The sequence below is a fragment of the Methanosarcina barkeri str. Wiesmoor genome (assembly GCF_000969985.1).
Classification (GTDB): domain Archaea; phylum Halobacteriota; class Methanosarcinia; order Methanosarcinales; family Methanosarcinaceae; genus Methanosarcina; species Methanosarcina barkeri_B.
This window is the reverse complement of the sequence record NZ_CP009526.1, coordinates 761,879-787,085: the sequence shown is the minus strand read 5'-3', so window position 1 is coordinate 787,085 and position 25,207 is coordinate 761,879. Positions and strand designations below refer to the sequence as shown.

General features: G+C 41.1%; 20 protein-coding genes. 10 read left to right on the top strand and 10 right to left on the bottom strand.

The features are described 5' to 3' along the window. Nucleotides 1–6: 6 nt before the first annotated feature. The 6 genes from cfbC to MSBRW_RS03460 all read left to right on the top strand — a co-directional run bounded on the left by cfbC (nucleotide 7) and on the right by MSBRW_RS03460 (nucleotide 7,221). Nucleotides 7–804 (top strand): Ni-sirohydrochlorin a,c-diamide reductive cyclase ATP-dependent reductase subunit, encoded by a 798-nt coding sequence (gene cfbC / locus MSBRW_RS03490; protein WP_011305384.1) that lies wholly within the window; start codon nucleotides 7–9, stop codon nucleotides 802–804. Nucleotides 805–905: 101 nt separating this feature from the next. After that, entirely contained in the window at nucleotides 906–2,390 is a 1,485-nt protein-coding gene (cfbB, locus tag MSBRW_RS03485) for a Ni-sirohydrochlorin a,c-diamide synthase (RefSeq protein WP_011305385.1), read from the top strand. A gap of 367 nt (nucleotides 2,391–2,757) precedes the next feature. Next, nucleotides 2,758–3,810, top strand: coding sequence for a tRNA-intron lyase (endA, locus tag MSBRW_RS03480; protein WP_011305386.1), 1,053 nt, complete (start codon nucleotides 2,758–2,760; stop codon nucleotides 3,808–3,810). A gap of 171 nt (nucleotides 3,811–3,981) precedes the next feature. After that, nucleotides 3,982–4,377, top strand: a complete 396-nt coding sequence (locus MSBRW_RS03475) for a DUF2209 domain-containing protein (RefSeq protein WP_011305387.1) — start codon at nucleotides 3,982–3,984, stop codon at nucleotides 4,375–4,377. Further along, nucleotides 4,374–5,684 carry a GTPase HflX gene (hflX, locus tag MSBRW_RS03470; protein WP_011305388.1) on the top strand — a complete coding sequence of 437 codons (1,311 nt, stop codon included), beginning with the start codon at nucleotides 4,374–4,376 and terminating at the stop codon, nucleotides 5,682–5,684. Before MSBRW_RS03475 ends, hflX begins: the two co-directional genes overlap by 4 nt. A gap of 862 nt (nucleotides 5,685–6,546) precedes the next feature. Then, a complete protein-coding gene (locus MSBRW_RS03460; RefSeq protein WP_011305389.1) occupies nucleotides 6,547–7,221 on the top strand; it encodes a PHP domain-containing protein in 675 nt (224 codons plus the stop codon). 171 nt (nucleotides 7,222–7,392) lie between these two features. Here MSBRW_RS03460 and MSBRW_RS03455 read toward each other — a convergent pair whose 3' ends face one another. The 3 genes from MSBRW_RS03455 to MSBRW_RS03445 all read right to left on the bottom strand — a co-directional run bounded on the left by MSBRW_RS03455 (nucleotide 7,393) and on the right by MSBRW_RS03445 (nucleotide 11,158). Continuing rightward, a complete protein-coding gene (locus MSBRW_RS03455) occupies nucleotides 7,393–8,019 on the bottom strand; it encodes a type 1 glutamine amidotransferase family protein (RefSeq protein ID WP_011305390.1) in 627 nt (208 codons plus the stop codon). Nucleotides 8,020–8,242: 223 nt separating this feature from the next. Then, nucleotides 8,243–8,623, bottom strand: coding sequence for a hypothetical protein (locus tag MSBRW_RS03450; protein ID WP_157209468.1), 381 nt, complete (start codon nucleotides 8,621–8,623; stop codon nucleotides 8,243–8,245). An 897-nt stretch (nucleotides 8,624–9,520) separates the two neighbouring features. Then, on the bottom strand, nucleotides 9,521–11,158 hold the full coding sequence (locus MSBRW_RS03445; RefSeq protein WP_011305392.1) for an IS1634-like element ISMba12 family transposase: 1,638 nt from the start codon (nucleotides 11,156–11,158) through the stop codon (nucleotides 9,521–9,523). 464 nt (nucleotides 11,159–11,622) lie between these two features. Here MSBRW_RS03445 and MSBRW_RS03440 point away from each other — a divergent pair, with 464 nt between their 5' ends. After that, nucleotides 11,623–11,955, top strand: a complete 333-nt coding sequence (locus tag MSBRW_RS03440; protein ID WP_011305393.1) for a hypothetical protein — start codon at nucleotides 11,623–11,625, stop codon at nucleotides 11,953–11,955. A gap of 429 nt (nucleotides 11,956–12,384) precedes the next feature. Here the strand turns inward: MSBRW_RS03440 and MSBRW_RS21715 are convergent, their stop codons facing one another. Further along, the gene (locus tag MSBRW_RS21715; RefSeq protein WP_157209469.1) at nucleotides 12,385–12,558 is read right to left on the bottom strand and encodes a nuclear transport factor 2 family protein; all 174 of its coding nucleotides are present in this window, start codon (nucleotides 12,556–12,558) and stop codon (nucleotides 12,385–12,387) included. Nucleotides 12,559–12,894: 336 nt separating this feature from the next. Between MSBRW_RS21715 and MSBRW_RS03430 the strand changes: the two genes are divergently transcribed. The 3 genes from MSBRW_RS03430 to MSBRW_RS03420 all read left to right on the top strand — a co-directional run bounded on the left by MSBRW_RS03430 (nucleotide 12,895) and on the right by MSBRW_RS03420 (nucleotide 19,237). After that, the gene (locus MSBRW_RS03430; RefSeq protein WP_011305395.1) at nucleotides 12,895–13,257 is read left to right on the top strand and encodes a hypothetical protein; all 363 of its coding nucleotides are present in this window, start codon (nucleotides 12,895–12,897) and stop codon (nucleotides 13,255–13,257) included. A 428-nt stretch (nucleotides 13,258–13,685) separates the two neighbouring features. After that, a complete protein-coding gene (locus MSBRW_RS24430) occupies nucleotides 13,686–16,016 on the top strand; it encodes a metallophosphoesterase family protein (protein WP_011305396.1) in 2,331 nt (776 codons plus the stop codon). Beyond that, the gene (locus tag MSBRW_RS03420) at nucleotides 16,013–19,237 is read left to right on the top strand and encodes a DNA double-strand break repair ATPase Rad50 (protein ID WP_011305397.1); all 3,225 of its coding nucleotides are present in this window, start codon (nucleotides 16,013–16,015) and stop codon (nucleotides 19,235–19,237) included. The genes MSBRW_RS24430 and MSBRW_RS03420 overlap by 4 nt, the downstream gene beginning before the upstream one ends. A gap of 145 nt (nucleotides 19,238–19,382) precedes the next feature. On the opposite strand, the gene MSBRW_RS03415 is transcribed toward MSBRW_RS03420, so the two are convergent. The 6 genes from MSBRW_RS03415 to MSBRW_RS03390 all read right to left on the bottom strand — a co-directional run bounded on the left by MSBRW_RS03415 (nucleotide 19,383) and on the right by MSBRW_RS03390 (nucleotide 24,958). Further along, entirely contained in the window at nucleotides 19,383–20,171 is a 789-nt protein-coding gene (locus tag MSBRW_RS03415) for a C15orf41 family protein (RefSeq protein WP_011305398.1), read from the bottom strand. A 569-nt stretch (nucleotides 20,172–20,740) separates the two neighbouring features. Next, nucleotides 20,741–21,457 (bottom strand): hypothetical protein, encoded by a 717-nt coding sequence (locus MSBRW_RS03410; protein ID WP_011305399.1) that lies wholly within the window; start codon nucleotides 21,455–21,457, stop codon nucleotides 20,741–20,743. Between the two features lie 60 nt (nucleotides 21,458–21,517). Next, nucleotides 21,518–22,369, bottom strand: a complete 852-nt coding sequence (locus MSBRW_RS03405) for a ribose-phosphate diphosphokinase (RefSeq protein ID WP_011305400.1) — start codon at nucleotides 22,367–22,369, stop codon at nucleotides 21,518–21,520. Between the two features lie 76 nt (nucleotides 22,370–22,445). Continuing rightward, on the bottom strand, nucleotides 22,446–22,913 hold the full coding sequence (moaC, locus tag MSBRW_RS03400) for a cyclic pyranopterin monophosphate synthase MoaC (RefSeq protein ID WP_011305401.1): 468 nt from the start codon (nucleotides 22,911–22,913) through the stop codon (nucleotides 22,446–22,448). Between the two features lie 270 nt (nucleotides 22,914–23,183). Then, on the bottom strand, nucleotides 23,184–23,369 hold the full coding sequence (locus tag MSBRW_RS03395; RefSeq protein WP_011305402.1) for a hypothetical protein: 186 nt from the start codon (nucleotides 23,367–23,369) through the stop codon (nucleotides 23,184–23,186). An 80-nt stretch (nucleotides 23,370–23,449) separates the two neighbouring features. Continuing rightward, a complete protein-coding gene (locus tag MSBRW_RS03390; protein WP_011305403.1) occupies nucleotides 23,450–24,958 on the bottom strand; it encodes a bifunctional ADP-dependent NAD(P)H-hydrate dehydratase/NAD(P)H-hydrate epimerase in 1,509 nt (502 codons plus the stop codon). Nucleotides 24,959–25,207: the final 249 nt, after the last annotated feature.

The window sequence follows — 25,207 nt, the reverse complement described above, 5'->3', positions numbered from 1 at the left end:
GATCCTTTGAAAAACCAGAAGATCATAGCGATCTACGGAAAGGGCGGCATAGGTAAATCGAGTACAGCTTCAAACGTTGCCGCTGCCTGCGCCGAGGCAGGAAAGAAGGTTATGATTATAGGCTGCGATCCTAAAAGTGACTCATCAATCACCCTTCTAAGAGGCAGGAGAATTCCAACCATTCTCGACCTCCTGCGTGAGGGTGTGGACATAAAGAAAGAAGATGTGGTCTTTGAAGGATATGCAGGCGTCAAATGCGTGGAAGCAGGCGGCCCAGAACCAGGCATAGGTTGTGCAGGGCGAGGAATCATTGTTGCCATCCAGAAATTGAAGAGCATTTCAGGAAATCTCTTAAAAGAGCAGGATTTGATCATTTACGATGTGCCCGGAGACATAGTCTGCGGAGGGTTTGTCGCCCCTGTCAGGAAAGGATTCGTAAATGAAGCTTATGTCCTGACCTCAGGAGAGTACATGCCCCTTTATGCAGCAAATAATATATGCAAAGGCTTATCGAAGATAGGAATGCCGCTTAGCGGGGTAATCTGTAATTCAAGAAACGTGAGCAGGGAAGAGGAAATCGTTTCGAAGTTTTCTGAGGAGATCGGCAGCCAGCTTATGGCTTTTATCCCGAAGAGGCAGGTAGTTCAGGACTGTGAAAGAGAAGGTTACTCGGTAATGGAAAAAGCGCCTGAATCCGATATTGCAGAGATCTACCGCAAACTCGGAAAAGCAATCCTTGAAAACGAAAAACGAGTTACAGCCGATTCCCTTAGTGATGAACGGTTGAGGGAATTAACAAAATAAAATTAGAGTGTTAATAGTTGAATAAACACATTAGGGTGAATAAACACATCAGGGTAAATAAATACATCAGGGTAAATGAACACAAAAGGGGTATCGAAAAAATGCTTAACGACAAGCAATCCGTAGAGAATATTCCCAGGATTCTCATTTCCGCAGACCGTTCTTCCTCAGGCAAGACTACAATCTCCATGGGCCTGATGGCTGCTCTCGTTTCAAGGGGATACAAAGTCCAGCCCTTTAAGGTCGCTCTGGACTATATCGACCCGAGTTATCATACTGAAATAACTGGCAGGTTCTGCCGGAACCTTGACGGCTACCTTATGGATGAGAACGGGATTCTGGATGTCTATACTCATGCCTGCGAGGCCGGCGAGAAGGCGGATATTGCGATTATTGAAGGAGTTCGCGGGCTTTATGAAGGGTTTGAAAGCTTAAGCGACCTTGGAAGCACTGCCCAGATAGCAAAGATCCTTAACTGTCCCGTAATCTTCGTAATCAATGCCAGAAGCATTACCCGTTCGAGTGCTGCCCTTATCAACGGATATAGGAACTTTGACCCTGATGTGGAAATTGCAGGAGTCATCCTTAATAACATCGGAAGCCGCCGACATGCCAAAAAAGCAAAAGAGGCAATCGAGTACTATACAGGCGTTCCGGTTATTGGAATTGTTCCAAGAGACCCCGCGATGCAAATTTCCATGCGCCATCTAGGGCTTATGCCAGCTCTCGAAGGCCGGAGACGGCTTGGGGACGGAGGCTTTGAAGCCCGCCTTCGCGGTATTGAAGAAATCATCAATAAAGGAATTGATGTAGACCGCTTTATGGAAATCGCAAAAAGCGCAAAAGCCCTGAAAAGCCCTGAAAATAGCGTTTTTTCTTCGGTTTCTGATCCCGGAGCACCCAGGCCAAAGATAGGGGTCGCCCTTGATGAGGCTTTCAACTTTTACTATCGCGATAACATCGATCTTCTAAATCTTGCAGGCGCAGAAATCGTTTACTTTAGCCCTGTTAAAGACGCCTCACTTCCAGAGGTTGATGGGCTCTACATCGGAGGAGGTTACCCCGAACTCTTTGCAGCCGAACTTGAAGCTAACGAGTCCATGCGCCAGGATATCAAAAAGGCTTCTGCTGCAGGCATGCCTATTTATGCCGAGTGCGGAGGGCTTATGTACCTTACGGAAAAAATAAGCACAGGCGTCCCCGGAAAAGGTACCTATCACGATGCCTCAATGCCGGAATCTACATATTCAATGGTTGGAGCCCTACCAGGGCATACTATAATGGGACAGACAAGAGTGGTCAGCTACAATATCGGGACCCTTAATAAGGACTGCCTTCTCGGGAAAAAATACAACAGTTTCAAGGGACACGAATTCCACCATTCTGAAATAAGGGAAATTCCTGAGGATGCTGAATTTGCAATAACCCTGTCAAGAGGTACAGGCATAAAGAACGGTATGGACGGGCTTATTTCTGGAAATACCCTGGGCTCGTATGCCCACCTGCACGGAGTTGCGTACAGAGAGTTTGCAAGCTCACTTGTCGAGGCTGCACGAAATTTTAGGGATTCCAGGGTTCTTCCGTGATGTTTGAAAGCTCCTTCCGTAGTGCATGCAAACACTACCCTTCTATATGCAGGTCGAAAAAGCAATATTATATTAATCGATTATAACAATTTAGATTACAATAGTAGACTACAATAGAGTAGGTTACAACAGAGTAGATTACAATAGAGTAGATTACAACAGATCAATCACGACAAACTGATTATAACAAATTATATTAATAATAAATTATTTTAATAATAAATTATTTTAATAATAAATTATTTTAATAGCAAATTATTTTATGAGAATCTAAATTAAGAGAAATTACGCTATAACAAATTAGACTACAGCAAGCCAGACTGGTAAAGAACTTATTTTCATTTCATTTTCTTTTCAGGTGAATCTATTGAAAACACAACTTAAAGGAGACCGGGTCCTTGCCGAAAAGGAAGCGGTAGCCGAATTTTATAAAACAGGTTACTTCGGGCGTCCTAAAGGCGAAGGGCTTGAACTCTCGCTTGTAGAAGCTGCTTTTCTTCTGTCCAGAGGAAAGCTCGAGATCGAACTCGAAGGCACAATGCTCGATTTCAGATACTTTTTCGAACAGGCTTCTTTGAGGCAGCCGAATTTTGAGCTGAAATATATAGTTTATAAGGACCTTAAAGAAAGAGGGTATTATGTTCAGCCATCAGCTGCGGATTTCCGGGTATATCCCAGAGGCAGCCACCCAGGTAAAAGTGCAGCAAGAATTTTTGTTCATGTCCAGTCTGAAAGGCAGCTCCTTCCCGTAAAACTTCTTCAGGACTCAGTTATCTCGGCAGAGAACGTGCATAAGCAGTTTATCCTTGCTGTGGTGGATGAAGAAAGTGACCTTACCTTCTATGAGGTTAAAACCGCAGTTCCCAAAGGAGAAATGACTGAGCCATATCCTGCCATCAAAACCGATGCTACTTTCCTGGAAGACAGGGTAATAGCCTGGGATGCTCAGGCTTCGGAAACTCTCTATAAAAGGGGTTTTTACGGAAAAATGCTGGATTCCGAGAGGCTGCAACTTTCCCTGGTCGAATCCCTTTACCTCTTTTCCAGAGGCATAATAACGGTTCGGGACAGGAAAGGTAAAGTGTTTTCATTTGACGAATTTATCGAGAAAGCTTCGGAGATTGAAAGCTTTTTCCTGAGAAAGTACAGTGCATATAAAAATCTCAGGGATTCGGGGCATGTGGTCAAAACCGGTTTTAAATTCGGGACAAATTTCAGAGTATACAGAAAGGTAGAGTCAATAGAGAAAATACCTCATTCGGAATACCTTGTAAATGCCATCCCTGCGGATTTTGAGTTCAGGCTTTCGGTTATGTCCGGAGCTGTCAGGCTTGCAAACAGCGTCAGGAAAAAAATGCTTTTTGCGGTTGAGAAAGACGAGGAAATCGAGTACCTGGACATCAGCCGGACGAAGATGTAAATAGTCGGGTGTTTATTGGGTGTTTATTGGGTGTTTATTCGGGTGTTTATTCGAGTGTTTATTCGAGTGTTTATTCGAGTGTTAGTTCAGACTTGACCGAGAGGAGTTTTTCCCTGATCATAACGTTTCTTAATTTTATGAAAAACAGATCTTCAGCCGAGGGTGGAATATATGTGGGATATTATTGCAGTAGACATATCTGGCAGGCACAGGATTAAAGGAGGGTATTATATGGTATGTGCAGCCGCAGCACTTACGGTTTCGGCTAGCCATATTGAAAAAATCAAGCAGATCAAAATTCTTCCCCTCTGGCAAAAAAGAGCCCCCAGCCTGCTGGACGTTGTGCAGCTAATCGAAGATACGGCTGACCAGCTTTCTTTTGAGGGTACGATTGTGGCAGAAAAGGGGGATATGTATAATAAACCCAAATGGGTGACCGAAAGTATGTTTTCCAGGGCTTTTAAGTATCAGGAATCGATTGCCGAGAGAATGTCGATTGAACTCGTGCACCATGTTTCCCTGAGCGCCCGTAACCTATTGATAAAAGAACTTGAAATCGAGGCATGAAAATTTCAGCTGAACAGAAATCCAATAACGGATCCGGCAACGGTAACAGGGTAATTCTCGTTAAAAGAACAATTCCCAATTCGGACCCTGAACGTGAAGAATACCTCTTACAGGAACTCAGAGAGCTTGCAAAAGCTGCAGGCTACCTGCCAGTTGGTGAGCTTAAGCAAACCAGGTATCCTGATTCGAAGTACCAGCTTGGCCGGGGGAAAATTGAGGAACTTGCCGAACTTGTCAGGAGTACGGGTGTAGAGAAAGTTATTTTCTATAACAGGCTCTCTACAACTCAGCTATTCAATATCTCGGAAATCTGCAGATGCCAGATTATCGATAAATTCCAGCTCATCCTTGAGATCTTTGCAAAAAGGGCAACTACCCATCGCTCAAAACTCCAGGTCGAACTGGCAAGACTGAGATACGAGGTGCCCAGGGCAAGAGCTGTTGTGTCTCTCCTTAAAAAGGAAGAAAGGGCAGGCTTCATGGGGCTCGGAGACTACGAGGATTCTTATGAACAGGACCTGAAGAAGAGGATAACAAGGATTCGTAATGAACTTGAATCTGCAGAAAAAGATGATGAATCTTTACGAGCTTTAAGGCACAGGAAAGGCTTTTCCTTGATTTCCCTTGCAGGATATACAAACGCCGGAAAAAGCACGCTTTTCAATGCAATTGTAGATGAAAGCGTTGAGGCAAAGAACATGCTTTTTACAACACTTGTGCCCATGACCAGAGCTCTGGACCTCGGGGGGCGAAAAGCTCTTTTGACCGATACCGTGGGGTTTATAGAGGACCTTCCTCACTGGCTGGTTGACGCCTTCAAGTCCACCCTTGATGAGATTTTTCTCTCGGACCTTATACTTCTGGTAGTGGATGCAAGCGAAAAACCCGAAACGATCCTGCAGAAACTTTCAACATCTCACGACACTCTCTGGGACCGGATACAGGGAGTTCCTATTATTACCGTACTGAATAAAGCCGATCTGGTTGATGAATCCAAACTTGATGCCATTATGGAGCAAATAGGTTATATGGCCCCTAACCCGGTCTTTGTTTCCGCAAAAAAAGGCACCGGGATGGCTGCATTAAAAGCCGAGATAATAAAACACCTGCCCCCCTGGTGTTTTTGCTCTCTTTCTCTCCCCAATTCGGAAAAAGGAATGTCTATTCTCTCATGGCTATATGAAGAGGGAATCGTTCACAGAGTAGAGTTCGGAGAGAGGATCTTTCTGGATTATGAAGCAAGAACAGAGATAATTAACAGAGCACATTCTCTTCTTGAACCTCAAGAAGCTCAAATAAATGAGTGAACCTGGTCAGATATTCCCAAAGATCCTGAGGATTTGACAAACTTTTTTGAAAAAAGTATGAGTCCGACATTTCTAAAAGACCTGATTTTTGATCAAACTTTTTTCGAAAAAGTTGGCCTACATTCCGCAGTATTTTTTCGAAAATCAATATTTTTCCTAATAGCGTTTTTTGAACATGTGCAAATAATTTTGATTTTTAGTTTCATTTGGTGAAAATCGAATGATATCGTTTTTTGCCTCTAAATACGCCATATAGTTGCTTTTACCTACTACATAAAAGTTCAATAAATCCACGTTTGATTGAAAATCAATAGCAGTAAAAATATGAATTTACAAAAATTTACTGCGGAAAGTGGGGTTGGAATCCGACACATCTAAAAATCCGGTTTTTGATCAAACTTTTTTTGAAAAAGTTTGAATCAAACCTTTCTAAAGCTTGTGCCTGTGGATATGTATCACTTTCGAGCCTTTCGAAAGAATATAAAACCTTTTGAATATTATAAAAACTACTGGAATATTGATATAGCGTTTTCCAATATTTATTTCTCAGAGAGTTTTTCGTATGGCTGGCATACTGTTCGCATATATACGAAAGGTATTTATATCCACAAGTTGTTTGTTTACATGCGAACGGGTGTCTACTGAAAATATCAGACCCTCCTAATATCCTAAACTACACCCTTAAGACAAAATTTTTGCCATGTTTCTGCCCGTTCGCAATTCTTCCTGAATTTTCACTCTATTTTTAAGACATTATTTATTCGTAAGTAAACGAACGTTTCTGAGGTATGTAATAAATCTGGATGCAAATAGATTCCGGTTTCAAAATTTATATAAATTCATTTCTCATTCTCCTGTTAGCATGAAATTTGATCTGCATGTACATTCTGAGTATTCAAAAGATAGTAAATCAAGCCATGATGACATCCTTAAAATTGCACGTAAAAGGGGGCTTGATGGATTTGCTATCTGTGACCACGACACCGTGGAAGGTGGGCTTATCTGTAAAAAAAGAGCCCTGGAACTTGGCCTTGAGCTTACGGTCATTCCCGGGGTTGAGGTTAGTTCTTCGAAGGGGCATATCCTTGTTCTCGGAATCAGCCAGAATATCGAACCCCATCTGAGTCCAGAAGAAACGATCGAGAGAGCCAGGAAACTCGGAGGCACGGTTATTATCCCTCATCCCTTCAAACGTAGTTCTCACGGGATAGAAAGTTTCGAGGGGTTTGATATTGATGCCGTTGAAGTCTTCAATTCCCGCTGCCTTTTTAATAAATCCAACCGGAAAGCCGCAGCCGAAGCAAAAAGACTTGGAATTCCGGGAGTTGCAGGAAGCGATTCCCATGTTCCAGAAATGGTAGGCCAGGCATACACCGAGATCGACGCACCGGAAAATACCCTCGATGCCGTGCTGGAAGCCATCCAAGAAGGAAAAGTTTCTCCTGCGGGAAAAAACACACCTACACCAATTATTCTTAAACAGATGTCAAGCAGTGCCAGGCGAAAAATTAAGAAAAAACTGTTTCGTAAGGCATGAAGGATCCAAAATGAAACTTTAGAATGGTATAACCATGGCCGGATGTAATTTCCTTACAATTGTTTATCTCTTGTCAACGAGGCTAAAGGGCTGTTTTGCCAGATTTTGTCAATGATCCACATGCCCTTTAGCCTAAATTTTTTCTCTTTTTTCAATTTGAGATTCTGCAATTCATTGAATAGAACTAATTAGCTCATAGAAATATTTCGATTCGTGAGTACGATAAAGATTGTACCATGAATCTAACGTTTCCAGCGAGAATACATCCAGCTTCTTCAACACATGAACAGTAAATTCTAGTGGAGCTGTTCCGGAAGCAGTAATCAGGTTTCCGTCAGTTACAGTTGGTTCTTGTTTATAATACATTTCTCCTGTATAGTTTGGACACATCATTTTAAGAAATCCAGGATCATTGCTGGTGTGCCATCTGTTATTCAGCATCCCTTTTTCAGCAAGTCCCATTGTAGCGCCGCAAATTGCCCCAACAATTACACCTTTTTTCAAACACTCTTCAGCCTTTTTTAAAATTGGGTCGTGAATTGGTTCTGTCCATGTATTTCCTCCAGGGAGGATCAGAGCTGCAGCATCTTCAATGATAAGTTCTTCATGTCCAATATCAGGTAGTACTTTTACGCCACCCATTGTAATTACAGGAGTATTATCTATTCCAACTGTGACTATTTTTAAAGGCTGCGACTCTTTTCTATAGAATCTTCCCGAGTTTAGTTCAGCGCTTAAATAACCGACTTCCCAGTCAGCCATTGTGTCAAATACGTAAAGATATACTGTGCTTTTCATACGTGATCCCGCTATTTTTAAAATGTCAAAGATATCTGATTTCATATTTTGATTTCATTTTATCCGGTATGTCCTGTCTTCACATAAAATATCTCTATTCATAGAAAGGGCTCTGTGAGGTACTGTGTAATTGATGGGTTTTTAACTCCATACAGACGTCATTGAATACTGAAAATTTAACACATACTCCGTAGACTACACAATACCCACTAAAATACTTACTTTACGGAAACCAATTAGACACGTCTATAATAGCCCGAGAAATTTCAAATAACGTTTCATCGCCACCCAAATCATTCATAATTGGAATTAATGTGATGATATTAGAAAGTAAGTTACTTCGAGTATCCTCTTTGAGAATTTGAATTATTCTTCTCCACAAAAAATAAAGCTTATTCACTGGAGAATTCCTCATAAGAGATAATATAAAACAAAGTGCCTTTGCTCTGGAATAATCAGATTGAATATTTGAGGCTATTTCAAGTGCTTTTTCCATAAATTCCGCTTTTCTGTGGCCATCAAAATGAGGGACAAGAGAAGAAAGCGCAGATGATCTGGAATAATCAGATTGAATATTTGAGGCTATTTCAAGTGCTTTTTCCATAAATTCTGCTTTTCTTTGGCCATCAAAATGAGGAACGAAGCCATTCAAGAAGGAAAAGTTTCTCCTGCGGGAAAAAACACGCCTACACCAATTATTCTTAAACAAATGTCAAGCAGTGCCAGGCGAAAAATTAAGAAAAAATTGTTCCGTAAAGCCTGAAGGAACGCAAAATATAACTTCGCGTGGTCTGTGGTTTTAGAAAGATTGCAACCTCCTTATAACTGCTTTATGTTTAGCCAAAAAAGTAAGTATGTGGTTAACTATTCAACCTGTCAAAGTAAGTATGCGAGCAACTATTCAGCCTATCAAAACATGTCTTTTGATATTGATTCTAGTGAAAAAGAGGAATCCGAGAAATAACCTCTGAAAAATGAAGAAACACAGTCAATCGCCAACAGTTTAAGAAAATCAAGTTATAAAGATATGCCTATTGAATTTTAATAAAGATATGTCTATTGAATTTTAATAAAGATATGTCTATTGAATTTTAATAAAGATATGTCTATTGAATTTTAATAAAGATATGTCTATTGAATTTTAATAAAGATATCTATTGATTCTGCTTTATATAGGCTAAATAATTACGCATGCGGTTTTGCAGATAGAAGTAACCGTATTTTCGTAATATTTATATAAAAATTTAAGATGAACTACAATAGATATCTTCACAGAAGATTTAACTTAATTCTCATTTCCATTTTAATTCACGAAGCCGTTTAAAAGTTAATATCAGGAATATAATAGCTATTATAATAATAACTGCAATTATTATTTCACTGACCCCTATCGTCAACCTTAATCCCCCTTACTTTTACCCGTTTTAAATTAAAATTATATTGCTTTCAATTATTATATTCTTCCATCGCTATATACCCTATATTCGGCAGGTTAACGCAACTAGAGATATATATTTTCATATTTCTCTCCCATTATACTCAATATCTTCCAGTTAATCTCTTCCATATTTAGAATTTCTGACTTTTTTTCCTCTTTTTTCCCTTTTTTCTGAGTTATAAGTTCTGTAATTCCCTGAAACTTGAAAAATATCCATCTCATTGTCGGTTTTTTTGTTGGTTTTCCTTTTTGATCTGGAACTGTTTCATTTTCTTCTTCTAATTTTATTCTTAATTTCCATTCTGCAATTGCATAAATCATTAAGCAGAGAACCATTATCATTGTCAACGCTTCAATTCTTGATTTATTCTTGAGATACACTTTCGATATGCTAAAGGTATCACTTTTCAAAAATCTAAATCCTTTTTCTACGTTATCCTGTCCTTTGTAATACTTCAGCATCTCTTCAGGAGAAAGGCTGATATCATTACTTGCAATAATGAAAAGTCCCATTTTCTCTATTTCTTTTAAAACAAAAGCTTCGTTAACTTTTATTATTCCATTAATCCTGTAATATGTCTTTAATTCCTCATTTTTCGAAGGTCTGACTCTTTTGCCTGCTTCACGTTTTTTAATGGTTTTCAAATTTACTTTTTCAAACACAATTGAAGGGAAATCCTGAATCCATTTTTCTGCTGCTTTTAATGCATCTTCTTCACAGAAGAAGTCCTCTCCTGTCAACTTTTTAAACGACTTTTCTGCTTTTTCAAGTTCCTTTTCAAGCTTTCTTCTGAGAGTTACTTCTTTCTTCTCTTTCATTTTATGAGAGAGTAACAAAACCCACTTTTGTTTAACTCCTCCATATTCTACAAAGGTTTGGTAAAACGAGTATATTTCGTCGCTTTTCAACGTTTTCAGGCTTAGATTTGCTGTTAGCATTTCCTTTGCCTCATTAATTGTTGCAGGAACGCGACTGATCCAGAATGACTTTCCTATATTCTTGATATTATTGTCTGTGTAAAATGAACTATCAGCAACATAGTACACTTTACTTTCAGGGCTTAAAGCTGATTTAATAGACTTGATTGCTTCCAGAATTGTGTTTTTGTCTGAAGCATTCCCTGAATGTGTGTTCATGAAAAGTGGTATACCATGCTGATTAACAATCAGGCTCAGTACAAATTGTCTTAGGTCCCATCTTCCGTTTTTGGGAATCCCAAAAGTAATATCAATAGACTCAATTTCTTTGTCTTCATAATCGCCATAAACGCTGACACTTGTAGTGTCAGCGTGTAAACAATGGACAGGAATCGGTAGACGGTTCATAATGTGAAGAGTGATTTCCGTAAATAGTTTTGCAGGACCATACTTTACGATTCTGTCAAGAGTTTCTCCAATAGCATATTGATTTAGGTCTTCTCGTGTGACACCGTCTCCAAAAAGTCTTTCTATAGAAATAGTCCTGAAAAAATCAGGAAAAAGGTACAGACGTTGTCCTATGAAACCAAGACCATTGAGTACCATGGCAAGGATGCAGACGGAGTGAGGAACCTTGTGATCTCGTTCTTTAGGAAGTTTCTCATCGATCAGTTTGTCAACTTCAAGTTCTCGGAAAACTCCAACAATAAGACCAAGGTGACCTAAGAATCTTGTACGTTTTATTGAGGAGTCAACTCTTCGACTGTTGTTTTTATATGCCATAGAAGATCAAGAAAAAAGATATGAATATTAATTATATTAACATATATGTTTACCTGCCGAATCTAGGATATACTGTTTCTTCTATTCCTTTCTAACCCATATCGGTAAGTAAAAGAGTTTCATAACCATCGGCTCAACAGCATGACTCAACAGTGATTTTGTGAAATTGAACGACCGATTCTCCTTTTTTTGAGTTATTTAAACTTTTATTGCCCTATATTTCCATAATTAGTAGAGTTAAGAATGATTTTTTCTATCCTTCTTATATATAACCCAGTTATATGAATATAAGTTGAGCAGCAATCGAAATACAGGTTTATTAATCTCAAGGTAGGACTAATCTAACTGAGGCATCTTAAAAAATTGCTGTGAACGCTACATATTTAGAGGTTTAAAACGCCAATTGCAGTATAGTGAATGACCACAAAATCCAGATTAAACTAAAAAGAGTTGGAGGGTAAAGAATGGGAAATCAAATATCTAAAAGAATAAGAAAGACACTGAGCGTTCTTCTGTTAGTCCTTTTTGTAGCTTCGATGACTACTTCATCTGTAAGCGCATCTGAGTCTGTAAAATATATAGAAAATAACAATGACAGCTATACTCACGGCTACTGGGAAGGATACTCAAAAGGATACAGTGCCGGGTTTACAGATGGCATAGCCGGTAAAAGTCCACGCATATTCCTCATGATCTACTACGGGCCAGATTCCGGATACAATGGAGGATACTATAACGGGTTTAGAGACGGGTACGGCGCTGGATATAACGTTGGAAAGAAATTATATGACCTTTGACCGGCGAGAATCGCCACGGTTTCCTGATGAGATGTCTACATAGGATATGAACCCCGCTGCAGATATTCATACTGGAGCAAAAATAGTAAAACTCAAGATCTGTTTACTTGAATACAAGCTTTACAGGCGTATAATAAAGAGTTATTTTCCATGATAAAAACAGATTAGATAGACTCTAAACCTGAAGAGGGAGCCTTCCAAGTAAAATAGATCTATAAAACGAACTCAGATAAGTTTCAAAAATTAAATTTCGTTATAATGAGCAAGGCTTCTATTAACCTTACCATCGGCTCCAAAAAACAAAATTTCTGCAGCACGTTTTCCGAAATGTCTTATGATAAATTACCAGGCTATTGACACTTACAAATACATCAAGCAACTCAAACCGAAGATCAGGAACTCTTTCAAGTACTTTTTCTTAGTATGATTTCACATTCTTTTTGCCGTTGAGGTGCTTGTTTGATCGTTAATTACGTGGAAGATAATAGAATTGGTCATTTCGAAGTCTTCACTATAATACTCGAAAATTCTGTCAATGTTATGAGAGTTCCAGGCCTCAACCCATTCTCTAGCAAATTCCTGTGCTTCAAGTATTAATGTCATGTGAACTACTATCATATTTCTAGAAGACTACTACCAGATTTCTAGAAGACTACTACCAGATTTCTAGAAGACCGGATCCTAACAATATTTAAGTTTTTCTATCTGTTGGAGAGTTCTTGTTTGCTGTGGTTCCAAGAAAAAGAATATTCAGGATGTAATATTATTTTGGATACACTTATGGAGACATTTTTACATTTTATGGAAATATAAAAAATAGAAACTGTGGGCGTTGATTTTCTCGAAAGAAAATAACTTATCACTTACAGTCATATTCTTTCTATAAGCCCAAAAACTGTTAATCCGAATGGAACCAAATGTTTAGTTGGAGGACAAACAATGGCAGAAACAACCGATCAAAACAAACCTATGATCTGGAAAGAACTCGTACTTGGATTTGCTGTGGTTGAATCGTGTATATATCACTCGATTCGTACAATACCTATTGTAACTGCGAGCAGTGCCGAAGAAGTGCTTTTTACGGATAACCTTACCAGACTTACGAAACTGGAAGTTGATGAGACTGTAAAAGGAGTCCTTCCGGCCCCATTTCCAACCTATGAGGTAACAGGGTCCATATCAGTTGAAGGCGAAGAATTCAGCGAAGTGATTCTTTTAGGATATGAATATCCCGGAGTAGAGTCTCCGGATTGGATAGAAATTCTTAAAAGAGAAATTGCAAACCCAAGAAGATGCGTGTAAATCGAGTTTGTAAAACTTTCATGTTTAGTTTTATGAAAAATAATTGATACGGTAAAATTCTTTTTTTTCATTCTCTTTTGTGCCTTTGTCTTTTCGAAAATAACTCCCAGACTGAGTAAGACCTATTGAGATACCAGATTTAATTCAATTGAAGTCCGCCAGTTCCAACCTGCGCCTTCGCGAGACAAAAACAACCTAAAATCATCACTGTGGTCTCTTGAATTGGTATTAATATATAGACAGCCGACCACCAGAAATAACTTTAAAAGTTTATTTTTGAATTTTATGTCAGATTTATGTAGATAAACCAGCATTCCGGCGTGAAAGATGTTAACTCCCTCAACTGGATGAAGATTATTTTCTGTAAAAAGTAGTTAATTACTAATATAGAAACCCTTATAGGGTAAAAATTAGAGACTGATAGAACAATGGCCAGGGAAATTAGGATACTCCACACTGCAGACACGCATCTGGGATACAGGCAATATCACAGCGAGGTCCGGAGAAACGATTTTTTTGCAGCTTTCGAACTTGTTGTAAACGATGCGGTTGAAATGCAGGTTGATGCCGTAGTGCATGCAGGAGACCTTTTTGATTCGAGGAACCCAACCCTTGAAGACCTCCTTGAGACAATAAACCTCCTGTCCAGGCTGAAGGCGGCTGACATACCTTTTTTAGGAATTGTCGGGAACCATGAGAGCAAGCAGAATACCCAGTGGCTTGACCTTTTTGAGGAGATGGGACTTGCGGCAAGGCTCGGAAAAAAACCGCTTATGTTAGGTAATGCAGCCATCTACGGGATAGACAGTGTCCCGAAATCAAAAATTCCTATATTCGACTATTCAGGATTTGAGGCGCCAGACTCTCCTGCCGTTTCCGACTCTTCTCCTTCTTCCACTGATTCCACTTCTCCAATCCCTTCCACTTCGTCCATTTCGTCCAAGTCTTCAACTTCTCCAACTCCTGCTAACCCCTCCACTCCTTCCACTTCTGTTACCCCTTCCAACCCTTCTAATCCTTCCACCTCTTCTACCCTATCCAGCCCTGTGGAAAACGGCTGGAAACTGCTTGTGATGCACCAGATTATGAGTCCTTTTCCATATGCAGAATGGGACTGTGATGAAGTGCTTGAAAACCTTCCTTTCAAGGTCGATGCAGTTCTTCTTGGCGATTACCATGAACATTCAATAATCAAAAATAAGACAGGAGAAACATGGATTACTTACCCTGGCAGCACGGAACGAAACAGTCTATCCGAAAAGGAAGCACGTTCCTACAATATCATCACGCTTTCCGAAAAAGGGCTTGAAATTAGCAAGCGAACGATCCCAACCCGGAAATTCCTGTCCATTCGAGTAGAGTTGAAAGGTGAAGATAAGCCTTATGAACAGATATTTTCTAAAGTAGATGAATATCTTGAAGATATCCCTGAATCCGTGGTATTTCTGGAAATTTCAGGGGATTCGGGGGCAGTCCTGTCACAGAGCGAACTTGAGGAATACCTGCTTAATAAAGGAGCTCTTGTGTCAAACTTTATAGACCGGAGGGCAAAAGAGACCTTACCGGAGGAAAGCTTAAAAGTGACCTTTTCTGATCCTGACCATGCCGTTGCAAGCGAGATCCGGAAAATGAGTTTAAACGATGGCGGGCTGATTATTGATGAAATTGTCCGGAGCCCTGATGTCTCAAAGTCAAGGGTAGACGAAGAAACCGAGGACCGTCTCTCGAAACTTATTGAAGCTAAAGCTATGGACTTCAAAAACCCTGATTTCATGATAGAGATTCCCGCCAATCCGGCCAGTCCCGATGATTCTGCCTACACTGCCAATGCTGCAAGTTCTGCCACCACTGCCAATGCTGCAAGTTCTGCCACCACTGCCAATGCTGCAAGTTCTGCCACCACTGCCAATGCTGCAAGTTCTGCCACCACTCCCAGACTTCTGGAATTTGAAGAAATAAACCCTGATGCTGTAGAGGAGGCTGGCCTCGACGGAAAAAACATGCCGGATGGGATAGTTCCCGGCAAGCTTGAAATTACTGAACTTTCAGGAATTCTGAAGACTTCAGACCGAATTAAGAATACTAAAAAGGGTACTAAAAAGAGTACTGAGACCTCAAAGAGCACTGAGACCTCAAAAGGCACTGAGACCTCAAAAGGCACTGAACCCTCAAAGAGTATTGATATTTCAGCCGTGAGTAAGGATATTTCCGAATTGTCACCATTGGCACCAGCATCAAACTCGCAGTGTTCATCTGATTCGGGGCTTTTGAAGCTGCCTGATTCGAGATCAACAGAGTTGTCCAGTAAACCTGTAGCGTCGCCCGAATCGAATATTCAGCAGGAAACTTCCAGGACTTCAGGAAAAACTCAAGAAATTGAAACCGAGTTCAGAAAAGACAAAGATAACGAACCTGAAGTTAAACCTGGAAGTCAAGCTGAAAGTAAACCTAAAAGCCGAGCCAAAAGTAAAACTGAAGTCAAAACTGAAAGTAAAACTGAAAACGAACTTAAAACTGAACCTGAAGTTAAACCTGAAAGTCAAGACGAAAGTAAACCTGAGAAAAAGAGTAGAAAGCGATCTGAGCCCGGGGTTAAAGACAAACCTGTAAAAGAAAAAACAGACAAAGCTGAAAAGCTGCCTGAAGAGGAACCTGCCAGGGCTACGGAGCTAAGCGAAAAAACGGGGAAAACAGGACCAAAAAAAGGAAGGAGAAAGACTGCTGTACCTCGACAGTATAACCTTGGTGATTACCTGTGAAGCTCAAAAACCTGCATATTGAAAACATCCGGAGCTATAAAAAACTGGATTTTACATTTGAAGACGGAGTTACAGTCATTTCCGGGGTGAACGGGAGCGGGAAATCAAGCCTGCTTGAAGCATGTTTTATGGGACTTTTCGGGAGCAAAATTCTTTCAAAGGACTTTGTGCTTGCAGATGTAATCTTCAAGGGGGCCGAAAACGCAAAAATAAACCTGGGTTTTGAGCATTTAGGGCAGGATTACCTTATAGAACAGGCTTTCAGGTATTCTTCTAAAAGTGAAAACGCTTCGAATTCGAAATGCGTGCTCTATGCCAATGGGGAAAGTATTGTTGATCAGGCTACACGGACTTACGAAGAGGTCTGCTCTCTTCTGAACATGGACGAAGAGGCGTACAGAAACTGTGCTTACATCAGGCAGGGCGAAATTGACGTACTCATTAATGCAAAACCAAAAGACAGGCAGCGGATGATCGACGGCTTGCTGCAGCTTGGAAAGCTCGAAGAATACAGGGAAAGAGCAGGAAGCGCAAAAACGGCTGTAAGAAGGCTTCAAAGGGACACCAGTAACAGCCTTTCGGGTGTAAAAGCCGAAATTGAGGGGATCGAAAGTACAGAACCGCATGCCGTTTTGAATGGGCTCAGGCAGAAGATAAAGGAAAGCGATACTATCTTAAAAAAATGTAATGAAAATAAAGAGGCTGCAGCTGCCCAGAAAGAAAAACTCGACCTTATGATTACAGAACACAGGGAACGTCTCCAGGAAATCCAGACTCTGAAACAGGCCCTGTCTAAATCTCAGGAAGACAAGGCAGGCTGTATCCGGGAAAAAGAAGCCTTTGCCAGAGAAGCCCATGAACAAAGGCAGGCTCTGCTTGGACTAGAGGAAGAGAATAATCATATTCGGGGAGAATGCGGCTTTGGAGACCTTGAGATTGAGGCTTTGAGCTTGCAGAAGGAAAAAGAGGAGTTTCTTGCCAGGGAAAAGGTAAATGTAATCTCAAAAGAACTTGCTCTTCTTCTCAGGGAAGAAGAAGTTCACACTCAGGATCTGCGCGACTTTGAAAACGAAAAGGCTGAGACCGAACAGAGTTTGATGCAGTGCAGGGCGGATATCGGGGCTACAAACGGGGAAATTGAAGGAAACAGAAAAAATATACTGAGAATTGAGGATGAGAATAAAAAGCTAAAAGAAGCTGCAAAAGAGACCACAGGCTTCACGGACACTTATGAAATTCCTTTGTTTATAAATGAGCTGGAAGAAAAAGAAAGCCTTCTTCGTGAACGGAAAAACGAAGCCTCAACAAAACTTGCACTTGCTTTCAAAGAAAAAGAAACCGGAGACATAAATCTCCTCACACTTGATAAGGAACTTCAAAATACCAAAGTCGCAGTTCGAAAAAGTAAAACCGAAATTGAAATTCTTGAAGAGGAGCTCAGGGAAAATGAAAAGGCAGTTCTGGAAGTTAAGGAGCAAAAATCCGAAGCTTCTGCAGGGTTAAAAGGACTTGGCTTTACCGGAGAGCAGCTCGAGGACCTGGAATACCTCAGCGAACTTCTGCTGGAAAACAAAAACAGGCTGCATGGGCGAGAAAAAGAGCTTGAAGCTACCCTCAGGGAGCTTGATAAAGTTATCCGTAAAAACCGGCAGCTACTTGCCGAAGGAAAATGCCCTACATGCGGGCAGGATCTTAAAGGCTCTGAAATTGCATGCACAACCGGGGAATCCGAACAGAAGAGAGAAAAACTTGCAGCAGAACTTCTCGATATAAAGCTCCAGCAAGCCGAAGTCGAGAAAAAACTTAATCGACTCAAGGACGCAAAAAAACTGGAGAAGCGGATTTCGGATTACGACCTGGAAACCGAAAGACTCAAAAATAAGGCAAAAGACCTGCAAGAAAGGATAACGATCCACAAAACCCGAACCGAGGAAGATTCCCTTAAACTTGAAGGCCTTAATAAACAAAAGGAAGAACTTGAGGCTAAGATGGGCAAGCTTCTTCCTGATATTAAAGCCCTGCAGGGATGGGAAGCGGCAGCTCAAAAAGCTCATGGTGAGAGTGAAAGAGTACTTCAAGAGGCAAAAGCCTTTGAGAAAAAGCTTGCCGAAAACACCTCGGAAATAGAAAGCCTGAACGGGAAAATCAGGACTTCCCTGGCACTGATCGAAAATTACGGGCAGAGGCTTGGAGAGCTCAATGAGAAACTAAAAGGGCTTGCCGAACGAGAGACTCAGGAAAAGGAAAAACTCAAAACCCTGGAAGTTGAGCTTGAAGCCCTGAGGAAAAAAGAAGCCCTGGCAAAAGAAACCCATGACGAGAGTTCAAAGCATCTCTTGAAGACAAAAAAACTCGGGGCAAACCTGATCCAGATGGATAATATAAAGCACAAAATCTCCGAGCTTGAGGCTTCAATCAGGAACCTTGCCGAAAAAGTCGGCTTTTTTGACCGGGAAATCCTTGAAAGAAACGAGCGGGTAAAACAGCTTGAAGGAAAACTTCAGGGAAGCAGATTCGAAGATCTTCAGTCAAAGCGTACCCAGCTTGAAGAGTATCAGGCAAACCTTACTGAAAAAACCCGGCAAACCACGGCCGCCAAAGATGCTCTCTTAAAAGAAGTTGGTATGGTTGAGAATAGTTTAAAACGCCGCAATGAGCTGAAGGATGAACTCAAAGCCCTTGAGAACAGGAAGCAGTACCTTGAAGCCGTATATAGCAATGCCGAGGAGCTTGAGAGCATGTATATGCGCGTTCGGGCGGATATGCGGAATAGAAACATAGGGGCTCTTTCTACCCTTTTGAATGAAATGTTCAGCTTCATGTACACAAATAATGCGTATTCCCATATCGAACTCGACCCGGAATATAACCTTACGGTTTACAGAAAAGACGGCACTCCACTTGAACCAAAACTCCTTAGCGGAGGAGAACGTGCAATCTTTAACCTTGTCCTGCGCTGTGCGATCTACAGACTTCTTGCTCTGGGTTTTGGCGGAGATAGGGCAGACGGGCTTCCCCCTATGATCCTTGACGAGCCTACAGTTTTCCTGGACCGCGGGCATATAAACCAGCTTTTGAAACTCATAGACATGATGCGTGGCATAGGCGTAGGCCAGATTATTGTGGTCTCCCATGACGAGTCCCTTATAGATTCGGCAGACCATGTCTTCCAGGTAGAAAAAGACCCTATTACCAATATGTCGTCTATTGTAAAACTTTAAGTTGACTATCTCCTTTTCAGCATGCCTGTCGCGCAGTTAACAGGTATGCCAGATAGGATTCATAAATATACCAGTCCCGGGTCAAAAGGACTCCAGACAAGGTTCAAATATATTCTGTCAGAACTCACACGTATTCAAACAGGATTTACCAGTATACTAGATAATTAAATAGCTCGTCAACTTCCACTTTATATTCTTCAAAAAAGCTGTAGTTCTTTACAAGATAACCCTTGGCAGGGAGATCTTCGAGATACCCGTACCAGTAGACAACCATACCTTCTCCGAAAATTTCTGCATATTCCCTAAACTGCTTTTTCGAATAGTGCTCGTGTTCGAAGTAGTCTCCGAAAAGCGCTTTGCTTTCAATCCAGTTGACCATGAGATTGTCAATGCATAAAGGATTTTCCAGGACAAAATCAGGAGTCTTACCGTCTCCCCTAGCTCGAATATCTGCTTCGGTACAATACGAAATTTCCCTATCATCAAGCCATTTCTGGATAAGTGCTTCTCCCATCTCGCCCTTTTTACATTGCATTTCATGGGCGTGAGGCGAAAAGAAGTGATCGGCCTCAAGGGCTTTTTTGACTTCCTTTCTAAGGCGGCGGTTTTCGATTAAGTCCACATTTTTGAAAAGCCAGTTTATACTTTTCTTGGAAATTTGACAATTCTTCATAATAAGGGATGCCATAAGGGTAGGAGGAAAGCCTGTGTATTCCGCAAGATCAAGAATAGTGCGTCCCTGTTTCCATTTTAAAAAAAGTTCAGATTCTCTTGAATAAATTTTCTTGTGTTTGAACCGAGTCTTTTTTACGACTTTCTGATTGAGAATTGTTGCAAGCACACCTACGGGTTTTGAATATTCCTCCGAAAGGCGAAAAACATCTTTAAAGTCATGCAGTGAGCTGTAGATTGTCTGGTATGTTTGGCGGTCCATCCTGAATCATCGTATCCTTTTTTGTTTCCTTCCCGAACATGCAAAATAAAAGTTAAGCAGTATAAATTAAGCAGTATAAATTAAGCAGTATATAAGCAGTATAAATTAAGCAGTATAAGTTAAGCAGTATAAGTTAAGCAGTATAAGTTAAGCAGTATAAGTTAAGCAGTATAAGTTAAGCAGTATAAGTTAAGCAGTATAAGTTAAGCAGTATAAGTTAAGCAGCATAGTTAAACAGCACGAAAAATGAGAATCTTAAGATATCAAAATTCTCTCTTAGAATTACAGTTGATTTTCCCATAACTCCTTCTATGTTCATGAATTATAATCACATCAACATCTTAAAATCCAACGCCTTAAAACCATGAACAACCGGTTTCATAAAGGAGTCAAGCAGGTTTACTTAAGGAACGCCGGAGAAAAGAAAATATTTTTCTTTCAAGGGTAAGAAACCCTTTCCGGAACTTCATACTGTATGTCTGAGCTATTTCTTCGAGCTGAAGGCGGTTAACTGCCAAACCTTTTTAAAAAGGTTGAGCGAAAAACAGCCATTTTAGGACTGAAGGCGGTTAACTCCAGAAATCCTCATCATAAGTTTCAGGAAGGTCTATTTCCATCGCTTTATCAAGCTTTTTACGCTTTTCCTTATTCTCAGCGGACTTTATTACCTTTTCCTCTCTCCCTGACAGGCACGAGTCATCTTTTTTATCATTATTAAAAGGTGCAAAGATCGTCGTGTGCTTATCTCTTGAAACAACTTTTTCCGGGGTTTTTGACTTTCCCTGTACTTTTGGCCGAGTGTCTGCATATATAACCGGGTTCTGTTCAACCGGTTCAATTTTAAATCTAGATTCCAGCTTTATAGAGGCTTTCTCCGCATCGCTGGAATCATATATCTCTCTCAGCCTTTCGTCATGGTTTCCCTTGGGCTTCGGGTCAGGCTTCTTTACATCTGTTTTCTGGAAGTGCCGATTCTTAGAAAAACTCTCTTCTGTTCTTTCAACAGGCTTTTCCGAAGATTTTTTTGTGAACCTTGAAGGGATCCAGTCTCCTTTTTCAGAGACATCTTTTCTTTTAGAAAGCGGCTGCCTTCCTAGTTTCCGGAAAGTGTCTTCAGCATAGGTATCCCTGTTACGGCCAGCTTTTCCGGATTTAATTTTACTTGTTATACTGTAGCCTATAAGGCAGGTGGGTTCTCTTGATCTCCACTCGAGGCAGAAGAGATGGCACTCCCGCCCTTTACATGTCTGGCTTTCATCAAGTGGACAGACTTCTGGAAGAGTCATAATACTAGAAACAACAGAATATAAAAAATAGTTAACGGTAATAAAATTAAACTATTTTAATCAAAGTCCTTTAATGGCATCTGCAATAAGGGGAGCAACGCTCAGTCTGCTCTCTGCTCTTTCAAGAGTGTCGGTCCCAAGAATGTCCTTTACACCCGCATTAAAGAGCCTTAAAACGGCGTTCCTTGCAAGTACAGGATGTACACAAGCAATGTAAACATCTGCTGCTCCCTGGGATCTGAGCATTTTGATAGATTCTGCCATTGTCCCACCTGTTGCAATCATATCGTCTACAAGGACAACATTTCTGCCTGTTACATCGAGATTCTTTGTCTTGATTACAACCGTATCCCCGCTGAGTCTCGTTTTCTCCAGGTGATCATAATCAAAGCCCAGGCCTGATGAGACGTGCTTTATAAGCCCTTCAGCCCCCGAATCCGGAGCAAGCAGAAGTGGGTTTTCCAGGTTAAGACCTGCAATATACTCCCCGACAAGTTTAGCTGCGTCAAGATTTTCCGCAGGGCCATGGAAATGTTCAAGCACACTTTTTTCGTGGATGTTTATCGTAAAAACGCGGTCAGCCCTGATACAGCGGGCAATTGCGCGGGCACTGATTGGCTCTCCGGGCTTGAACTTCTTGTCCTGTCTGGCATATCCCATGTAAGGAATCACGACATCGAGCTCTTTTGCTCCTTCACAAGCATCAATAAGCTGGAGCAGAGAAACGAGATCAGAATCAGTGGGCGTACTCTGAATAAGGGTCACATGCTCGTTTTCGGTCTCTTCTGCGATTCGGAGATAAAGTTCCCCATCAGGAAATCGATTAAACTCGGAAAGTACAGGCTCTATCCCTAAAGCCCGGGCAGTGCGGCTGGCAAGTAATTGTGATGCTGGTCCACCTATAATCTTCAAGATATATACCTCAGTCTGCGGTCTTGATATATCCCATCCTTTAAAAAGCTTATTTTTTATGGGATTGCCCTGGGATTTATCCTTTGAGTTTTTCGAGCACCCTGATATTTTGTATTGAAGTATGTGGATAATTTCCACTCTCGTCTTTTTCCACTGATTTCACCATATCCCAGATCGTCAGCAATGCTGCCGAAACCCCTGTGAGAGCTTCCATCTCAACCCCTGTTTTCCCGACCGTCCGGACTTCTATCTCTGCTGAAATCATCCCTTTGCCGACCTCAAAATCCACATCTATGGCAGTTATAGGGATCTGATGGCACATTGGAATTATTTCAGGGGTCTTTTTAATCGCAAGCACGGCAGCAACCCGCGCAGTTGCAAGCACGTTGCCTTTTTCCACGTTTCCGGTTTGTATCTTCTCTATAGTCTCCCTGGAAAGTATAATTTCTCCTGCAGCCCGCGCCAATCTCGGAACCTCACGCTTTTCGCTGATATCTACCATATGCGCTCTGCCGGACTCAATATGAGTAAATTGCTTTTCCACAAAATCACCGCGTTTTTCGTATATATACCCTTGATTTATCTGGTTTGAGCTAGTCTAACTTTCAATTCCATTTTTTCGGGAATTTCAGTGCTTATTTGTGACATTTTAATATTTTACAGGTGTTTTTGGCATTTCGATGTCTTTTTTGATATTTTCGGCATTTCAATATATATTTATGATATTTTTGACATTTAAATGCCTTTTTCTGACATTCTAATGTTTTCCTGGCGTTTTATGTTTTTTTGGAATTTCAACACATATTTTATCGGATCAATCGATTCTAATTTGCTTTCTTTGTGAATAGTCTTCAATTACTTTATCCAGCTCTTCCCTAAGTCCTCTGGCTTCTTCAAGGTTGAGTTTTATGACCTGTTCATCTTCCCCGTGAAAAATCGTAACTCTTATCCGATTTCTTTCGATTTTCAGCTCGATTTTCCTTTCAGTTTCATACACCATACGAATTGCCTCCCCATTTTAGCAAATTTACAATATTTTACATTTAGCCTTTAATTAATCTCTTTTATCCAGTCTTATTTTTACCCTATCTCGGCCGCTTTAATTATTTCAGGAATTTTCTCCAGAACATCCGTTGCAAGCAGCCCGTTTCCTGCTTTCTCAAACGCCAGATCCCCGGCTGACCCGTTGATATGTACAGCACAAGCTGCCGCGAGAAATGCGGGATTTCTGGAAAAAAGCGATCCTGTAAGTCCTGCAAGGACATCTCCTGTGCCTCCCACGGTCATGCCCGGGTTTCCTGTCCGGTTCAGCAGGGTCTGCTTTCCGTCCGAGGTAATATCGATTTTTCCTTTGAGAAGTGTTACAACCCCTTTTTCCTCCGAAAACTCCCTGACGGCTTTAATACGGGATTCCAAGCTCTCAGGAGTTTCTAGATTTCTCAGACGGGTAAATTCTCCGGCATGCGGGGTTACTATCAGTTCGCAGTTGCCTGCAAGGCTTTCAAAAATAGCGCCTGAGAGAGCTGAGAGGGCATCGGCATCAAGAACCGCTTTCCTGCAAAAAGGCAGGATTTTTCTAACGGCTTCCAGGGTTTCTGTCGCTCTCCCGAGCCCCATCCCCATAACAACTACATCATGGGAATTTATAGGATCCATAAGGATTGAAAGATCTTCAGGACAAAGAATATTTGAAGAGAGTTTTCGGACGATCAGGTTTGGAGAATATGATGCCACTATTTCGGCTACAGGTGCTGGAACTGCTACGGTTACAAGGTCTGCACCAGCTTTAAGGGCTGCAAGGGACGCAAGGGCCGGAGCTCCTGAATACGGGCCTCCTCCTATAACAAGGATTTTTCCGGAATCGCCCTTGTGTTCCCCGGACTCTCGCCTGTGCAACATCATAAGGTCTCCGGGACCAACATACTGTTCGGCATCGGCACAGATTCCGATGTCTGCAACCTTTATTATGCCAGTGTATTCTTTTGCCTTCTCGCTCAAAAGCCCGGTTTTCATATGGTGAAAAGTAACGGTAAGCCCTGCATGCACTGTTTTTTCAAAATCTCCACCATCAGGGTCAAGTCCTGAGGGGATATCAATTGAGATTATGGTTTTTCCAGCTTCCCCTTCCCGGTTTATAAAGTCAATAGCCATTGATTCAAGCTCTCTGAGCTTTCCCCTTATTCCGGTTCCGAATACTGCATCTACGAGCAGATCAGCTTCCTGAAACGCTTCTGAAGCTGACGCTTCAAGCTGGCTTGAGTCCGTTATTTCGAGCACATCAACACGACTGAACTTCAAAAGGGAAAAGTTATGGAGAGCCTCTTTAGTTCTTATATCCCTGGCTTTTCCAAGCAGCATTACCTTTACAGTGTATCCTGAAGAGCCTGCAAGATGCCTTGCTGCAACAAAAGCATCTCCTCCGTTGTTTCCCCGGCCTGCGAGAAAAAGTACCCTGCCACTCTCAAGCTTTTCCCGTATGTGCTGTGCAATAATGGCCCCTGCATTTTCCATTAACTGTACAGGCAGAAGCCCAAGGCATTCGCAATTTCGGTCTATCGCTTTCATCCTCAAAGAATTAATGCACTTCATAACTATTACCTGCCGGACAATTTCATATGGTCTCCTGTTGCCTATTTAAGCTTTCAAATCATTTATGTAAGCCTGAATTATCGGACTCATATGAATTCTCTGACTTTATAGATTGTAGTAGAAATTGTTATATATCTCCAGAACAATTGAGGGACTTTATTTCTTATTTTCCTACACCGAGGAAAACCTATTTGATGTTATTAAGTATATACGTTACATCCCAATATAACGTTACATTCCAATATACAT

Bases quoted from the DNA above. Each gene is read 5' to 3' on its own strand.
- cfbB (WP_011305385.1), top strand. From the start codon at position 906: ATGCTTAACGACAAGCAATCCGTAGAGAATATTCCCAGGATTCTCATT.
- MSBRW_RS03475 (WP_011305387.1), top strand. From the start codon at position 3,982: ATGTGGGATATTATTGCAGTAGACATATCTGGCAGGCACAGGATTAAA.
- hflX (WP_011305388.1), top strand. From the start codon at position 4,374: ATGAAAATTTCAGCTGAACAGAAATCCAATAACGGATCCGGCAACGGT.
- MSBRW_RS03460 (WP_011305389.1), top strand. From the start codon at position 6,547: ATGAAATTTGATCTGCATGTACATTCTGAGTATTCAAAAGATAGTAAA.
- MSBRW_RS03455 (WP_011305390.1), bottom strand. From the start codon at position 8,019: ATGAAAAGCACAGTATATCTTTACGTATTTGACACAATGGCTGACTGG.
- MSBRW_RS03450 (WP_157209468.1), bottom strand. From the start codon at position 8,623: ATGGAAAAAGCACTTGAAATAGCCTCAAATATTCAATCTGATTATTCC.
- MSBRW_RS03445 (WP_011305392.1), bottom strand. From the start codon at position 11,158: ATGGCATATAAAAACAACAGTCGAAGAGTTGACTCCTCAATAAAACGT.
- MSBRW_RS03440 (WP_011305393.1), top strand. From the start codon at position 11,623: ATGGGAAATCAAATATCTAAAAGAATAAGAAAGACACTGAGCGTTCTT.
- MSBRW_RS21715 (WP_157209469.1), bottom strand. From the start codon at position 12,558: ATGACATTAATACTTGAAGCACAGGAATTTGCTAGAGAATGGGTTGAG.
- MSBRW_RS03430 (WP_011305395.1), top strand. From the start codon at position 12,895: ATGGCAGAAACAACCGATCAAAACAAACCTATGATCTGGAAAGAACTC.
- MSBRW_RS24430 (WP_011305396.1), top strand. From the start codon at position 13,686: ATGGCCAGGGAAATTAGGATACTCCACACTGCAGACACGCATCTGGGA.
- MSBRW_RS03415 (WP_011305398.1), bottom strand. From the start codon at position 20,171: ATGGACCGCCAAACATACCAGACAATCTACAGCTCACTGCATGACTTT.
- MSBRW_RS03410 (WP_011305399.1), bottom strand. From the start codon at position 21,457: ATGACTCTTCCAGAAGTCTGTCCACTTGATGAAAGCCAGACATGTAAA.
- MSBRW_RS03395 (WP_011305402.1), bottom strand. From the start codon at position 23,369: ATGGTGTATGAAACTGAAAGGAAAATCGAGCTGAAAATCGAAAGAAAT.
- MSBRW_RS03390 (WP_011305403.1), bottom strand. From the start codon at position 24,958: ATGAAGTGCATTAATTCTTTGAGGATGAAAGCGATAGACCGAAATTGC.